This is a genomic window from Cryobacterium sp. AP23, from assembly GCF_054075385.1.
Window position 1 is genome coordinate 4,085,332 of record NZ_CM133415.1, and the last position, 14,055, is coordinate 4,099,386.

The window sequence follows — 14,055 nt, forward strand, 5'->3', positions numbered from 1 at the left end:
CGTCGGTGTTGACTTGATCCAGGTACTCACTCGCCCCCATGATGGGACGGGCGACTGCCGCACCACAACATGCATGCACTAAAGGAGTAGCCAGAAAATGAAGATCGGTATCCTGACCAGCGGTGGAGACTGCCCAGGCCTCAACGCAGTGATTCGGGGTGCTGTCCTCAAGGGCGGCCGCGCCTACGACTCCGAATTCGTGGGCATCCGCAACGGCTGGCGGGGGTTGGTGCAGGGCGAGTTCATGAAACTCGACCGGCACAGCGTTCGTGGCCTCTCCCGCCAGGGTGGCACCATCCTCGGCAGCTCCCGCACCAACCCGTTCGAGGGCGAGAACGCCGGACCCGAGAACATCCAGAAGACCATGGATGCCGAGGGCATCGACGCGATCATCGCCATCGGCGGCGAGGGCACCCTCACCGCTGCCCGCCGTCTCACCGACGCCGGTATCAAGATCGTCGGCGTGCCGAAGACCATCGACAACGACCTCGCCGCCACCGACTACTCGTTCGGCTTCAACACCGCCGTCGAGATCGCCACCGAGGCCATCGACCGGCTCCGCACCACCGCCGACTCACACGGCCGCTGCATGATCGTCGAGGTCATGGGCCGCCACGTGGGCTGGATCGCCCTGCACTCCGGCATGGCCGGTGGAGCACACGCCATCCTCATCCCCGAGCAGCCGCAGACCATCGAGCAGATCTGCGAGTGGGTCGAGAGCGTCCGCGACCGCGGCCGCGCCCCGGTCCTCGTCGTCTCCGAGGGCTTCCTGCTCGCCGAGATGGGCGAGGCCCACTCGCACAAGGGCCTGGACGCGTTCAACCGTCCCCGCCTCGGCGGCATCTCCGAGCTCATCGCCCCCATGGTCGAAGAGCGCACCGGCATCGAGGCCCGGGCGACCGTGCTCGGCCACACCCAGCGCGGTGGCGCCCCGTCGGCCTACGACCGGGTGCTCGCCACCCGCCTGGGCATGTCGGCCGTCGACGCCGTCTACGACGAGAAGTGGGGCTCGATGGTCTCCCTCAAGGGCACCGACATCCACACCGTCAGCATCGCCGACGCCACCATGGACCTCAACCGGGTCACCCAGGCGCGGTACGACGAAGCGGCCGTGCTCTTCGGCTAAACCCGAAACAGGCAGAGAACTGCCCGGACGGCTTCGGCCGCCCGGGCAGTCTGCTGTCGGGTATTGCGCTGTCAGGTATTGCGCTGTCGGGTACGTGGCGGTGGAACCGCTCGAACGGTCTGCCTAGGCTGCGGGGGCGAGCTTGGCCTGCACCTGCGCGAGCGACGGGTTGGTCGCGGCCGAGCCATCCGGGAACAGAACGGTGGGAACGGTCTGGTTGCCGCCGTTGAGGCTCATCACGAGCTCGGGGGTTCCCTCGACCTCTTCGATGTTCACCTCGGTGTAACCGATGCCGTTCTTGTCGAGCTGCGTCTTCAGACGCGAGCAGTAGCCGCACCAGCTGGTGGTGAACATCGTGATAGTTCCGGTCTCAGGCACAAAATCCATGCATACAGCGTAACCGAGATTCCCCCGAAAACGCTTGCGGCTTCGCTCCGGTGACCGCTCGCTACGATTGATTCATGACCGACCTGCCCCAGGTGTGCGTGTGCTACCTCACCCGCCTCTCCGATACCGGCCAGCCGCAGGTGCTGCTCGGCCGGAAGAAGAAGGGCCTGGGCCTGGGCAACATCGTCGGTCTCGGCGGCAAGCTCGAGCCGGGGGAGTCGGCCCTGGATGCCGCCGTGCGGGAGGTCGAGGAGGAATCCGGCCTGACCGTGACGCAGGATGCGCTCACCCCGATGGGCGTGCTCACCTACCTGTTCCCACACAAGCCGGCCTGGAGCCAACGCTCCAACGTGTTCGTCACCGACCGGTTCAGCGGCGTGCCCCGCGAGTCCGACGAACTGAACCCGGTGTGGTTCACCATCGCCGACCTGCCCGTCGACGACATGTGGGACGATGCCAGGCACTGGCTGCCCGGCGTGCTGGCCGGAATCCCGGTCAAGGCCACCTTCACCTTCGGGGAAGATCTGGCCACCGTTGTGGCCCGCGGCTGACCCTGGCAACCCTCTACCTGAACGTTATGAAGACGGCGTCTGAACACCGCCTGAATTGACCTGCCCGCCGCTGGCTGTCAGGATCAACGAGGCCCGGTTTCGAGCCAGCCAGTTCTCTTGACGTGCGCGGACCTGAAGTCCAGGCGCGGTCCGGGGCGAATACACAAGGAAAGACGCCGGTGGATTTCACCCTTATCGTCGTGCTGGTCATCGCACTAGCCCTCATCTTTGACTTCACCAACGGCTTCCACGACACGGCCAACGCCATGGCAACGCCGATCGCCACCGGGGCCATGAAGCCCAAGGTCGCCGTCGGTGTCGCCGCCGTGCTCAACCTCGTCGGTGCGTTCCTCTCCACCGAGGTCGCCAAGACGGTGTCCGGCGGCATCATCAAGGAGGGCGACGGCGGCATCCAGATCACCCCCGAGCTCATCTTCGCCGGGCTGATCGGGGCGATCGTCTGGAACCTGATCACCTGGCTGCGGGGACTCCCGTCCAGCTCCAGCCACGCCCTGTTCGGCGGCCTGATCGGCGCCACCGTGATCGGCGTCGGCGCGCAGGCCGTAGCCTTCGACGTGGTCGTCGCCAAGGTCATCCTGCCCGCGCTGATCGCCCCCATCACCGTGGGCATCGTGGCGTTCATCGCCACCCGCCTGGCCTACGCCATCACCCGCCGCGACGTCGGCAAGCCGGACGGCCGTGGCGGCTTCCGCTACGCCCAGATCTTCTCCTCCTCGCTCGTGGCCCTCTCGCACGGCACCAACGACGCGCAGAAGACGATGGGTGTGATCACCCTCACCCTCATCGCCGGCGGGTACCAGGCCGTGGGCTCGGGACCGCAGTTCTGGGTGGTCGCCTGCTGCGCCCTCGCCATCGCGATCGGCACGTACACCGGCGGCTGGCGCATCATCCTCACCATGGGCCGCGGACTGACCGAGATCAAGCCGGCCCAGGGTTTCGCCGCCGAAACCAGCACCGCCGCCACCATCCTCGCCTCCAGCCACCTCGGCTTCGCCCTCTCCACCACCCAGGTCGCCTCCGGCTCCGTGATCGGTTCCGGCCTCGGCCGGCGCGGCTCCACCGTGCGCTGGGGCATGGCCGGCCAGATCGCGCTCGGCTGGTTGCTCACCCTGCCCGCCTCCGCCATCATGGGCGCGTTCGCCGCCGGACTCGCGCTGCTGGGCCCGGTCGGGATCATCCTCGACGTCGTGATCGGCACCGCCGTGGTCTACATCCTCTTCCGCTGGTCCAAGCGCGACCGGGTCTCGCACGACAACATGCTGCACGACATCGATGACGCCGGGCACGTCGTGCGCATCAAGAAGACACCCCGCAAGCCGTCCCGCAAGGACCGACAGAAGGTTGCACTGTGATCGACTGGGCCGCTTTCCTCGTTGTCGCCGCCGCCGCCCTGGTGTCGTCGGCCGTCGTCGTCTCGCTGTACTCACTGGGCCTCCGCCTCCTGACCACGGCCGGGCGCATCCCGACGGTGGAGCCCCTCGAGTTCACCGGCGCCATCACCGTGCTCACCCCGGCCCGGGCGGCCAAGAACGCCAAGAGGGCGAAGAAGGCCCGTAAGGCCAACCCGCTCACCTCCGGGCAGAAGCGCCTCGCCCAGTACTCCGGCTACCTCTGCTTCACCCTGTGTGGCCTGATCGTGCTCTACGGCGTCTACCTGATCGTCCCCGCCCTGCACTCTTAACCCCAAAAAGCCCGCGAGCCGTGACCTGAGCACCATCCCGGGTGGGATGTGGGTGCTCAGCTCACGGCTCGTGGGCTGTGTGGTGCGCCTTACGCCGTACGGCGGAGGCGGGCCACCAAGGTCATGAGGTGGTAGATCACGATCGCGGCGATCGTGCCCAGCGCGATGCCATTGAAGGTGAGGGTGCCGGCGCTGAAGGTGTAGTCGGCGATGCCGATGATGAGCGCCGTCGCCGCGGTGAACTGGTTGACCGGCTTGGAGAAGTCCACCTTGTTGTCGAGCCAGATCTTCACACCGATGATGCCGATGAGGCCGTAGAGCGCCGTCGTGACCCCGCCGAGCACCCCGACCGGGATGGTGTAGATGACCGCGCCGATCTTGGGGGAGAGGCCGAGCAGCACGGCCACGATCCCGGCGACCCAGTATGCGGCGGTGGAGTAGATCCGGGTGGCGGCCATGACGCCGATGTTCTCGCCGTAGGTGGTGGTGCCGGAGCCGCCGCCGAAACCGGCGAGCATGGTGGCCAGGCCGTCGGCGAGCAGCGCGCGACCGGTGAGCTTGTTGACCGACCTGTCGGTCATCTGTGCGACGCCGCGGATGTGGCCGACGTTCTCCGCGATCAGCACGAGCACGACGGGCAGGAACGCCGGCAGGATGGCGAGCACCGCCGGGTTCTCGAACGGGTTGGTGGGCAGGGTGAACGGCGGCAGTCCGACCCAGGCGGCGTCGGCGACGCCGCTGAAGTCGACCTGGCCCTGCAGCAGCGCGGCGAGGTAGCCCACGATGACGCCGATGAAGATCGACAGCCGGCCCAGGATGCCCCGGAACAGCACCGTCGACAGGATGACGGCAGCGAGGGTGATCACGGCGGTGAGCGGGGCGAGGGTGAAGTTGGCCTTGGCCGCTGGGGCCAGGTTGAAGCCGATCAGGGCGACGATGGCGCCGGAGACGACGGGCGGCATCAGCGCGTCGATCCAGCCGGCGCCGGTGAACTGCACGATCGCGCCCACGATGGCCAGCAGCAGGCCGACGGCCAGGATGCCGAACAACGCGCTGCCCATGCCCGCCGTGGCGGTGGCCGCGGCGATCGGGGCGAGGAACGCGAACGACGATCCCAGGTAGGACGGCAGCTTGTTCTTGGTGATCAGCAGGAACAGGATCGTGCCGATGCCGGAGAAGAAGATGGTGGTGCTCGGCGGGAAGCCGGTGATCAGCGGCACCAGGAAGGTGGCACCGAACATCGCGACGACGTGCTGCGCGCCGACGCCGATGGTGATCGGCCAGTTGAGGCGCTCGCCGGGGGCCACGACGTCGGTCGAGGCGACGGTTTTCCCGTCGCCGTGCAGGGTCCAGGGCAGTGCCATTCGTAACTCGTTTCTGTGGAAGCCGGCCGGCCGGTTCGAGCGGCCCTAGCTGAGCGTAGTTGCTCCGCGGCCGGCCCACCGAGTTTGCCCCGGCGTCAGCGGAGCGGATTAGGATCACCCCATGACCTCGCACACCGGCACTCGCGCGCGCGATCCGCTCGAGGTCACCGTGTCGGGCGGGCGGCTGCGTGGCGTCAGCGAGCGCGGCATCCGGGCCTGGCGGGGCATCCCCTATGCGGCGGCGCCGGTGGGGCCGTTGCGGTTCCGCGCCCCCACGCCGCCGGTGCCGTGGTCGGGCGTGCGGGACGCCGCCGGGTTCGGGCCGGTGGCCACGCAGAGCCACAAAGGCCAGTTCATCGGCGCGCACCCGCGGATCCCGCAGAGCGAGGACTGCCTGAACCTCAACGTGATCGCCCCGGATGCGCCTGTCGACGATGCGGCGCTGCGCCCGGTGATGGTGTTCGTGCACGGCGGCGCCTACAGCGTCGGGTCGTCGAGGGAGAACCCGCGCCAGGGCGAGGGACTCGTGCGGCGCGGCGGCATCGTCTATGTCAGCATCAACTACCGGCTGGGGGCGCTCGGGTACCTGGACTTCAGTCGCTACTCCACCCCGGAGCGCCCGTTCGAGAGCAACCTGGGCCTCCGCGACCAGGTGGCGGCACTGGCCTGGGTGCGCGCGAACATCCGGGCGTTCGGCGGTGACCCCGACGCCGTGACCCTGTTCGGCGAGTCCGCTGGCGGAAACGCCGTGACCACCCTCATGACGGTTCCGGCCGCGGCCGGCCTGTTCCAGCGCGCGATCGCGCAGAGCTCCCCGCCCAACGCCGTGTACCCGCCGGCGCTGACCGCCGAGTGGGCGGCCACGTTCGTGGGCATCCTCGCCGAGCAGACGTTGCACGCGCCCGCCGCCGGTGACCCCGGCGAGTCCGGCCTCACCGACGCCGACGCCGTGCGGCTGCTCGTGGAGGCCGAACCGGCCCGCCTCGCCGGCGCCACGACGACGCTGACCGTCCGCTCACCCGACCGGTACCCGGGCACGATCCCGCTCTGTCCCGTCATCGACGGCGACTTCCTGCCCGAACGCCCCCTCGACGCGTTCCGCGACGGCCGGGCGCACCGGATCCCGCTCATCATCGGCACAAACGAGCGCGAGGGATCCTTGTTCAGTGGCCGGATCGACATCCTCGCCTCGACGCCGCCGCGGATGCGGGCGGTCTTTGCCAACACCAAGAAGAAGGCCAAGAAGGCCCTCAAGGCGCAATACCCGGGCATCCCCGCGGCCCGGGCGGCGCTCGATTTCGGCGGCGACTACTCGTTCTGGTACCCGAGCGTGAAGGTGGGGGAGCGGCACTCCCGGTACGCGCCGGTGCACTTCTATCGCTTCGACGCCGCGCCCCGGCTGCTGCGCCGGATGGGCCTGGACGCCACCCACGGCCTGGAACTCTTCCCGCTCTTCGACCGGCTCGACGGCTGGTTCGGTCGGGGCATGACCGTGCTGGGCGGCCGGCGGGCGTTCAAGGCCATCGGCGCGCGGATGCAGGGCTGGTGGCTGGCCTTCGCCGCCAGCGGCGACCCGGATGCCGCCTGGCCGGCCTACACGGAGGCCGACCGGCTCACCCTCATCATCGACACCCGCGACCGGATCGAGGCCGATCCGTGGGCCGAGCGCCGGCTGGCGTGGGGCAAATTCGTGCCGCACGTTTGACCAGCCCGGTTGGGCTGATTTCCACCGTCGCGAGCCGCGTCGTAGACTGAGGCGTTTGGCACGCCGCCGAACGTCGACCGGGAGAGCATCATTTCCGCATCAGAGCACGAGTCCACCGCCGCAGCCGCACCCGCCACGACCGGCGCCCCGACCGGAACGGCCCCGGCATCGCCCCCTCGGTCCGAGCCGACCGGACGCGGCACGAAGTCCGCGCTCGACCGCTACTTCGAGATCACCCGCCGCGGCTCCAGCTGGAGCCGCGAGGTGCGCGGCGGCCTGGTGACCTTCGTCACGATGGCCTACATCGTCATCCTCAACCCGCTCATCCTCGGCGGGTTCAGCGCCGACCAGGCCGCGGTGGATGTGGCCGGCAACTGGCTGCCCAACGGCCAGGTCGCCGCCGTGACGGCGCTGACCGCCGGCGTGATGACGATCCTCTTCGGCGTCATCGCCCGCCTGCCCTTCGGCTTCGCCGCCGGGCTGGGCATCAACTCCTTCCTCGCCGTGAGCGTCGTCGGCCAGGTCACCTGGCCGGAAGCGATGGGACTCGTTGTCATCAACGGGCTCATCATCGTGTTGCTGGCCTCGACGGGCCTCCGCCAGATGATCTTCACCGCCGTGCCCCGCCAGCTCAAGATCGCCATCACCGTGGGCATCGGCCTGTTCATCGCGTTCATCGGCCTGGTCGACTCCGGTTTCGTGCGCTCCAGCGGGCTGGCCTCACCGCCCGTGCAGCTGGGCGAGGACGGCTCCATCGCCACCCTGCCCACCACGGTGTTCGTGATCGGCCTGCTCGTCATCGGCGTGCTCGTGGCCCGCAAGGTCAAGGGCGCCCTGCTCATCGGCATCGTCGGCACCACCGTGCTCGCCGTGATCCTCGAGGCGATCTTCAAGGTCGGCCCGTCGCTCGGCACGAACCCGGCCGGCTGGAACCTCAACGCCCCCGTGCTGCCGACGAGCCTCGTCGCGCTGCCCGACCTGTCGCTCGTCGGCCAGGTGAGCTTCGGCGCCTTCGAACGCATCGGCATGCTCGCGGCCGTGATGCTGGTCTTCACGCTCGTGTTCACCAACTTCTTCGACGCCATGGGCACAATGACCGGCCTGTCCAACGAGGCCGGCGTGTCCGACAAGGACGGCAACTTCCCGCGGCTCAAGTCGGCCCTGATCGTCGAGGGCGTCGGCGCCGTCGTCGGTGGCGCCGCATCCGCCTCGTCGAACACCGTCTTCGTCGAGTCCGGCGCCGGCATCGGCGAGGGCGCCCGCACCGGCTTCGCCAACGTCGTCACCGGTGTGCTGTTCCTCGCAGCGATGTTCTTCACCCCGCTCACCCAGATCGTTCCGCTGGAGGTGGCCGCCGCCGCCCTCGTCATCGTGGGCGCGATGATGGTCTCCCAGATCCGGTTCATCGACTTCAGCGACTTCTCGATGGTGCTGCCGGTGTTCCTCACCATCCTGGTGATGCCGCTGAGCTACTCCATCGCCAACGGCATCGGCGCCGGCTTCATCAGCTGGGTCGTCGTGCGGTCGCTGTCGGGCAAGGCGCGCGAGATCAGCCCGCTGCTCTGGATCGTCGCCGTCGGCTTCCTGGTCTTCTTCGTGCGCGGCCCCGTCGAGGCACTGTTCGGCGTCTAGCGGATGCGCGCCGGCGGGAGCGCCGCTACTCCAGGAAGCCGCGCAGGAGCAGCGCCGTGCCGGCCAGGTGTTCGGCCATGGCCTGCGCCGCTGCGTCCGGATTGCCGGTGAGGACGGCCATCACGATCTGCTCGTGCTGCCGGTTGGAGTGGGCGATGTTGGGGCCGAGCGACGGGATGCTGTCCAGCAACTCGTTGACCCGCATCCGCACCTCGGCCAGCAGCGGCACGAGAGAGCTGGAGCCGGCGAGTTCGCCGATGGTGAGGTGCAGCCGGGAATCCAGCCGCCGGTAGTCGTCGTCGGTGGCGTCGATGGATTCACCCAGGCTCGACCAGAGCGCCTCCCGCTCGGCGGGGGACAGGGCGCGGGCGGCGGCCTGGCGTGCCGCGCCCACCTCCAGCACCTCGCGCAGGATCAGGGCGTCCTCGATCTCGGCGGCGCTGAACCGGTGCCCGCTGGGCCGGCCGCTCGCGTCGCGGGTGCCCGGCACCGTGGTGGGCAACTCGTCCACCACGAAGGTTCCGCCGTAGCGGCCGCGGCGGGAGACCAGGTATCCGGCCTCACCCAGCGACGCGAGCGCGTCCCTCAGGGTGTCCCGGCTCACCGCGAGCATGCCCGCGAGATCACGCTCGGCCGGCAGCCGCTCGCCGGGAGCGATCAGGCCCAGCCGCACGGTCTGCAGCAGCCGCTGCACGGTCTCCTCGAAGGCGTTGCCGCCGTGCACCGGCCGCAGCAGAAGCTCCGACCGGATGCCGGCGGCCGGTTCGGTGGCGGCCGGTTCGGTGTCGGCGGCCACAGCCGGGTCAGCGCCGGCCGTTTCAGCGCCGGCCGGGTCAGGGCCGGCCGTTTCAGGGCGGGCCGGTTCGGCGGCTGCGCCCTGCTGGATCATGCTGTCCATTCTGCCCGCTCGCTCACTCCGGCGTGAATTACGCCGGTCTGCCCGCTCGCTCACTCCGGCGTGACGTACGCCGAACTGATGCCGCCGTCGACGAGGAAGGTGGACCCGGTGATGAAGGACGCGTCATCGCTGGCCAGGAAGGCCACGGCAGCGGCGAGCTCTTCCGGTTCGGCGAACCGGCCGACCGGGATGTGGATCAGCCGGCGGGCCGCCCTGGCCTGGTCCTTCGCGAAGAGCTCCTGCAGCAGCGGGGTGTTCACCGGCCCGGGGCAGAGCGCGTTCACCCGGATGCCCTGGCGGGCGAATTGCACGCCGAGTTCCCGGCTCATCGCGAGCACCCCGCCCTTCGACGCGGTGTAGGAGATCTGGCTGGTCGCCGAACCGAGCACGGCGACGAACGAGGCAGTGTTGATGATCGACCCGCTGCCCTGGGCCACCATGTGCCGCAGTGCGGCCCGGCAGCACAGGTACACCGACTTCAGATTGACGTCCTGCACCTTGTTCCAGGCGGGCAGCTCCGTGGTCTCGATGGAGTCGTCGTCCGGCGGGGAGATGCCGGCGTTGTTGAAGGCGATGTCGACCGAACCGTAGGTGCCGGCCGCGGTGTCGAAGAGGGCGTTCACCTGGTCCTCGTCGGTCACATCCACCCGCACGAACAGGCCGCCGACCAGTTCGGCGGCGGCCGTTCCGGTGCTCTCATCGACGTCGCCGATCACGACGGTGGCTCCCTCGGCGGCGAACCGTTTCGCCGTGGCCAGGCCGATCCCGCTCGCGCCGCCGGTGATCACGGCGACCTTCCCGGCCAGGCGCTGGGTGAGGTTGATCGGGGTGATGCTCATGACTGCTCCTTGCGAGAAAGGGTGGGGATGGTGGTGACGACGATCACAGGCCGTCGACGGCGATGAAGACGTTCTTGGTCTCGGTGAAGTTCAGCGGTGCGTCCGGCCCGAGCTCCCGGCCGAGACCGGACTGCTTGAAACCGCCGAACGGGGTGGTGTAGCGCACCGAGGAATGCGAATTCACCGACAGGTTGCCGGACTCCACTCCCCGCGCCACCCGCACGGCGCGGCCCAGGTCCCTGGTCCAGATCGAGCCGGAGAGGCCGTAGCGGGAGGCGTTGGCCAGCTGCACCGCATCCGTCTCGTCGTCGAACGGAAGCACGGTCACGACGGGACCGAAGATCTCGTCGGTGACGGTGCGGTCGGTGCGGCTGGCCGGGGTGAGCACGGTGGGCGGTACCCAGTAGCCCGGGCCGTCCGGCGCGCTGCCGCGGAAGGCGACCGGGGCGTCGGCCGGCAGGTACGCCGACACCCTGGCCAGGTGTTCGGCGGAGACCAGCGGTCCCATTTCGGTGGCCTCGTCGGTCGGGTCGCCGACCACGACCCCGGCCACTGCAGGTTCGAGTAGCTCCATGAACCTGTCGTAGGCGCTCCGTTCCACCAGGATGCGGCTGCGCGCGCAGCAATCCTGGCCGGCGTTCTCGAACACCCCGTACGGCGCCGTCGCGGCGGCCTGCTCGAGGTCGGAATCGGCGAAGACGATGTTGGCGCTCTTGCCGCCGAGCTCGAGGGTGACCCGTTTCACCTGCGCGGCACAGCCGGCCATGATCCGGGTGCCCACTGCGGTCGACCCGGTGAAAACCACCTTGCGCACCTCCGGGTGGGTGACGAACCGTTCGCCCACCACGGAGCCCTGGCCGGGCAGCACCTGGAACAGTCCCTCGGGCAGGCCGGCCGCCAACGCCAGCTCGCCCAAGCGGATGCTCGACAGCGGCGTCCACTCCGCCGGCTTCAGGAGCACCGCGTTGCCGGCGGCGAGAGCGGGCGCGAAGCCCCAGGCCGCGATGGTCATGGGAAAGTTCCACGGGGTGATGACGCCCACCACCCCCAGCGGTTCCTGGAAGGTCACGTCGATGCCGCCGGCGACGGGAATCTGCCGGCCGAACAGGCGTTCGGGGGCGGCGGAGTAGTACTGCAGCACGTCGCGCACATGGCCGGCCTCCCAGCGGGCCTGGCTGATCGGATGCCCGGAGTTGGTCACCTCGATGCCGGCGAGGTTCTCCCGGTCCCCGTCGACGGCCTCGGCGAAGCGGCGCAGCATGGTGGCCTTGTCGGCGGGGGCGACCCCGGCCCACAGCTTCTGCGCGGCCACGGCGCGGGCGACCGCGTCGTCGGTGGCCGTCAGGTCGAGGTGCGCGACGGTGGCCACCGCGGTCTCGGTGGCCGGGTTGATCACGGTGTAGCTGGTCATGGTCGGTGTCGTCCTTTGGGAGAGTACGCGGGAGACTCCGCGGAAGAGGGTCCTGGGGCCGGCGCGGCGGGGCGGGGTGCCTGCCCGCGGTCGCGGTACTCGGTTGCCGCGGCAACGAGCCCGGCGAAGAGCCGCAGGTCGTCCCTGGCCTCCTCCGGATGCCACTGCACGGCGACCGCGAAGGCGGCGGTGGGCAGCTCGACGGCCTGCACGATTCCCGGCTCGGACACCGCGGTGACCACGAGGCCGTCGGCCAGGGTGTCGATCGCCTGGTGGTGATACACCGGCACCGTGATGCGGTCGTCCCCGCCGAGAAGCGCGCTGAGCCGGGAGCCGGGCTCGACGGTGACGTCGGCGGGGGAGTAGATCCCGTGGCCGGCCTGGTACCGGGTGTCACCGATCAGGTCGGGCAGGTGCTGGTGCAGGGTGCCGCCCAGCGTGACGTTGAGCACCTGGGCGCCGCGGCAGATGCCGAGGAACGGCAGGTCCCGGTCGAGGGCGGCCGAGAGGAGCGCGTCCTCCCACGCGTCCCGGTCTCGCCGGGGAGCGTCGGTCTGTGGATGCGGCGACTGGCCGTAGCGTCCCGGTTCGATGTCCTTGCCGCCGGTGATCACCAGGCCGTCCAGGGAGTCGAGCACCCGGTGCGAGATTCCCGCCGTGACCGGTTGCGGCGGCAACAGCACCGCGATGCCGCCGGCCCGGGTGATGGCGTCGAAGTACACCTTCGGCAGGAACGCGGCAGGGACATCCCAGACCCCGGTGCGGGCCTGCTCGAGATAGGTGGTGAGGCCGATCAGCGGAGGCGTTCCGCCGTCGGTGCCGGGGTCGATGTCGTTCTCAGAGCCGTTCAAAGCCGCGTACCCTCTCCCAGTCGGTGACCACGGAGTCGTACGCGGCCAGTTCGATGCGGGCGTTGTTGAGGTAGTGGTCGACGACCTCGTCGCCGAACGCCTCCCGGGCCACGGTCGACTCGGCGAACAACGCCGCCGCGTCCCGCAGCGTTGCCGGCACCCGCGGGGCGTTACTGTCGTAGGCGTTGCCCACGAAGACGTCGTCGAGCTCGAGCTTGTTCTCGATGCCGTACAACCCGGCGGCGATCAGCGCGCTCACGGCCAGGTACTGGTTGACGTCCCCGCCGGGCACCCGGTTCTCCACCCGCATACCGTGGCCGCGGCCCACGACCCGCAGCGCGCAGGTGCGATTGTCCAGGCCCCAGGCGATGGCCGTGGGGGCGAAGCTGCCGGGCACGTACCGCTTGTACGAGTTGATGTTGGGGGCCGAGAACAGCGTGAGCTCCCGCATCACGGCGAGCTGGCCGGCCAGGAACTGCCGGAACAGGGTGGACATGCCGTGCTCGGCATCCGCGTCGGCGAACACCGCGGAGCCGTCAGTGCCACGCAGGCTGATGTGGATGTGGCAGCTGTTGCCCTCGCGCTCGTTGAACTTGGCCATGAAGGTCAGGCTCTTGCCGTGCGCGTCCGCGATCTCCTTGGCACCGTTCTTGTAGATCGAGTGGTTGTCGCAGGTGACCAGCGCCGGGGCGTACCGGAAGGCGATTTCTTGCTGGCCCAGGTTGCACTCGCCCTTCACGCCCTCGCAGTACATGCCGGCGCCGTCCATGGCCAGGCGGATGTCGCGCAGCAGCGGCTCCATCCGGGTGCTGGCGAGCAGGGCGTAGTCGATGTTGTAGTCGGTGGCCGGGGTCAGCTCCCGGTAGCCCTTCTTCCACGCGTCGCGGTAGCCGTCCTCGAAGACCAGGAACTCGAGCTCGGTGCCGACGAAGGCCTCCAGCCCCAGTGCGGCCAGCCGGTCCAGCTGGGTCTGCAGGATCCGGCGCGGCGATTGCACCACCGGTGCCTCGTCGAGCCAGCGCAGGTCGGCGGTGACCAGGGCGGTGCCGGGCAGCCACGGTGCCAGGCGCAGGGTGTCGAGGTCGGGCATCATCACCATGTCGCCGTAGCCGCGTTCCCAGCTGGACATGGCATACCCGTCGACGGTGTTCATGTCCACGTCGACGGCGAGCAGGTAATTGCAGCATTCGGCGCCGTGGGACTGCACGTCCTCCACGAACAGCCGGGCGGAGACCCGTTTGCCGACCAGCCGCCCCTGCATGTCGGTGAATGCCACGATCACGGTGTCGATCCGGCCGGCGGAGACCGCCTCGGCGAGCGCGTCGACGCCGAGGTAGCCGGTGTTGCGGAGCCCGGCTGTCGGGGCGGAGGGAGCGTTCTCGGTCATGGGATCTCCTCGTGGACGGTGCGCGAAGCGCGTGAGTGCGAGAGCTGACAGGGGTCAAACGGAGCGATCTGCGACCATTAGAGCACAGGGCGACGACGAAAACCCGGGCGACTTGTTACATGTTGTTTACATCCAAAGGTCTGTGCAGACGACCATTGAGTGCCTAGGCTCTCGACAACCGAACCACTCGGCCACGGCACGA

13 protein-coding genes are annotated in these 14,055 nt (G+C 69.3%); 6 read left to right on the forward strand and 7 right to left on the reverse strand.

Annotation, left to right across the window (positions count from 1 at the left end; all coding sequences use genetic code 11):
- The first annotated feature begins 97 nt into the window (after nucleotides 1–97).
- On the forward strand, nucleotides 98–1,126 hold the full coding sequence (locus tag ACU5E9_RS19240; RefSeq protein ID WP_456811486.1) for a 6-phosphofructokinase: 1,029 nt from the start codon (nucleotides 98–100) through the stop codon (nucleotides 1,124–1,126).
- Between the two features lie 123 nt (nucleotides 1,127–1,249).
- On the opposite strand, the gene ACU5E9_RS19245 is transcribed toward ACU5E9_RS19240, so the two are convergent.
- Nucleotides 1,250–1,513 carry a mycoredoxin gene (locus tag ACU5E9_RS19245; protein WP_456811487.1) on the reverse strand — a complete coding sequence of 88 codons (264 nt, stop codon included), beginning with the start codon at nucleotides 1,511–1,513 and terminating at the stop codon, nucleotides 1,250–1,252.
- A gap of 74 nt (nucleotides 1,514–1,587) precedes the next feature.
- On the opposite strand from ACU5E9_RS19245, the gene ACU5E9_RS19250 reads away from it, so the two are divergent.
- From ACU5E9_RS19250 to ACU5E9_RS19260, 3 genes are all read left to right on the forward strand, one after another.
- Nucleotides 1,588–2,064: an 8-oxo-dGTP diphosphatase gene (locus ACU5E9_RS19250; protein ID WP_456811488.1), complete on the forward strand. Its 477-nt coding sequence runs from the start codon at nucleotides 1,588–1,590 to the stop codon at nucleotides 2,062–2,064.
- Nucleotides 2,065–2,243: 179 nt separating this feature from the next.
- On the forward strand, nucleotides 2,244–3,437 hold the full coding sequence (locus ACU5E9_RS19255; protein ID WP_456811489.1) for an anion permease: 1,194 nt from the start codon (nucleotides 2,244–2,246) through the stop codon (nucleotides 3,435–3,437).
- Complete coding sequence (locus tag ACU5E9_RS19260) at nucleotides 3,434–3,766, forward strand: peptidase (protein WP_456811490.1); 333 nt, start codon at nucleotides 3,434–3,436, stop codon at nucleotides 3,764–3,766. The genes ACU5E9_RS19255 and ACU5E9_RS19260 overlap by 4 nt, the downstream gene beginning before the upstream one ends.
- Before the next feature lie 89 nt (nucleotides 3,767–3,855).
- Here ACU5E9_RS19260 and ACU5E9_RS19265 read toward each other — a convergent pair whose 3' ends face one another.
- On the reverse strand, nucleotides 3,856–5,130 hold the full coding sequence (locus ACU5E9_RS19265) for a uracil-xanthine permease family protein (RefSeq protein ID WP_456811491.1): 1,275 nt from the start codon (nucleotides 5,128–5,130) through the stop codon (nucleotides 3,856–3,858).
- Nucleotides 5,131–5,251: 121 nt separating this feature from the next.
- On the opposite strand from ACU5E9_RS19265, the gene ACU5E9_RS19270 reads away from it, so the two are divergent.
- Entirely contained in the window at nucleotides 5,252–6,835 is a 1,584-nt protein-coding gene (locus tag ACU5E9_RS19270) for a carboxylesterase/lipase family protein (RefSeq protein WP_456811492.1), read from the forward strand.
- A 231-nt stretch (nucleotides 6,836–7,066) separates the two neighbouring features.
- On the forward strand, nucleotides 7,067–8,467 hold the full coding sequence (locus ACU5E9_RS19275) for an NCS2 family permease (protein ID WP_456813583.1): 1,401 nt from the start codon (nucleotides 7,067–7,069) through the stop codon (nucleotides 8,465–8,467).
- Nucleotides 8,468–8,492: 25 nt separating this feature from the next.
- Here the strand turns inward: ACU5E9_RS19275 and ACU5E9_RS19280 are convergent, their stop codons facing one another.
- Genes ACU5E9_RS19280 through ACU5E9_RS19300 form a run of 5 tightly spaced genes read right to left on the reverse strand, consistent with a single transcriptional unit; the run spans nucleotide 8,493 to nucleotide 13,853 of the window.
- Nucleotides 8,493–9,356 carry a FadR/GntR family transcriptional regulator gene (locus ACU5E9_RS19280; RefSeq protein ID WP_456811493.1) on the reverse strand — a complete coding sequence of 288 codons (864 nt, stop codon included), beginning with the start codon at nucleotides 9,354–9,356 and terminating at the stop codon, nucleotides 8,493–8,495.
- Between the two features lie 59 nt (nucleotides 9,357–9,415).
- Complete coding sequence (locus tag ACU5E9_RS19285; protein ID WP_456811494.1) at nucleotides 9,416–10,204, reverse strand: 3-oxoacyl-ACP reductase; 789 nt, start codon at nucleotides 10,202–10,204, stop codon at nucleotides 9,416–9,418.
- A 43-nt stretch (nucleotides 10,205–10,247) separates the two neighbouring features.
- Entirely contained in the window at nucleotides 10,248–11,615 is a 1,368-nt protein-coding gene (locus tag ACU5E9_RS19290) for an aldehyde dehydrogenase family protein (protein ID WP_456811495.1), read from the reverse strand.
- Nucleotides 11,612–12,466, reverse strand: a complete 855-nt coding sequence (locus ACU5E9_RS19295; RefSeq protein ID WP_456811496.1) for a gamma-glutamyl-gamma-aminobutyrate hydrolase family protein — start codon at nucleotides 12,464–12,466, stop codon at nucleotides 11,612–11,614. Before ACU5E9_RS19295 ends, ACU5E9_RS19290 begins: the two co-directional genes overlap by 4 nt.
- Nucleotides 12,453–13,853 carry a glutamine synthetase family protein gene (locus tag ACU5E9_RS19300; RefSeq protein WP_456811497.1) on the reverse strand — a complete coding sequence of 467 codons (1,401 nt, stop codon included), beginning with the start codon at nucleotides 13,851–13,853 and terminating at the stop codon, nucleotides 12,453–12,455. The genes ACU5E9_RS19295 and ACU5E9_RS19300 overlap by 14 nt, the downstream gene beginning before the upstream one ends.
- Nucleotides 13,854–14,055: the final 202 nt, after the last annotated feature.

Excerpts from the sequence above, each read along its gene's own strand:
- ACU5E9_RS19285 (WP_456811494.1), bottom strand. The coding sequence starts at position 10,204 with ATGAGCATCACCCCGATCAACCTCACCCAGCGCCTGGCCGGGAAGGTC.
- ACU5E9_RS19250 (WP_456811488.1), top strand. The coding sequence starts at position 1,588 with ATGACCGACCTGCCCCAGGTGTGCGTGTGCTACCTCACCCGCCTCTCC.
- ACU5E9_RS19300 (WP_456811497.1), bottom strand. The coding sequence starts at position 13,853 with ATGACCGAGAACGCTCCCTCCGCCCCGACAGCCGGGCTCCGCAACACC.
- ACU5E9_RS19240 (WP_456811486.1), top strand. The coding sequence starts at position 98 with ATGAAGATCGGTATCCTGACCAGCGGTGGAGACTGCCCAGGCCTCAAC.
- ACU5E9_RS19280 (WP_456811493.1), bottom strand. The coding sequence starts at position 9,356 with ATGATCCAGCAGGGCGCAGCCGCCGAACCGGCCCGCCCTGAAACGGCC.
- ACU5E9_RS19290 (WP_456811495.1), bottom strand. The coding sequence starts at position 11,615 with ATGACCAGCTACACCGTGATCAACCCGGCCACCGAGACCGCGGTGGCC.
- ACU5E9_RS19265 (WP_456811491.1), bottom strand. The coding sequence starts at position 5,130 with ATGGCACTGCCCTGGACCCTGCACGGCGACGGGAAAACCGTCGCCTCG.
- ACU5E9_RS19245 (WP_456811487.1), bottom strand. The coding sequence starts at position 1,513 with ATGGATTTTGTGCCTGAGACCGGAACTATCACGATGTTCACCACCAGC.
- ACU5E9_RS19270 (WP_456811492.1), top strand. The coding sequence starts at position 5,252 with ATGACCTCGCACACCGGCACTCGCGCGCGCGATCCGCTCGAGGTCACC.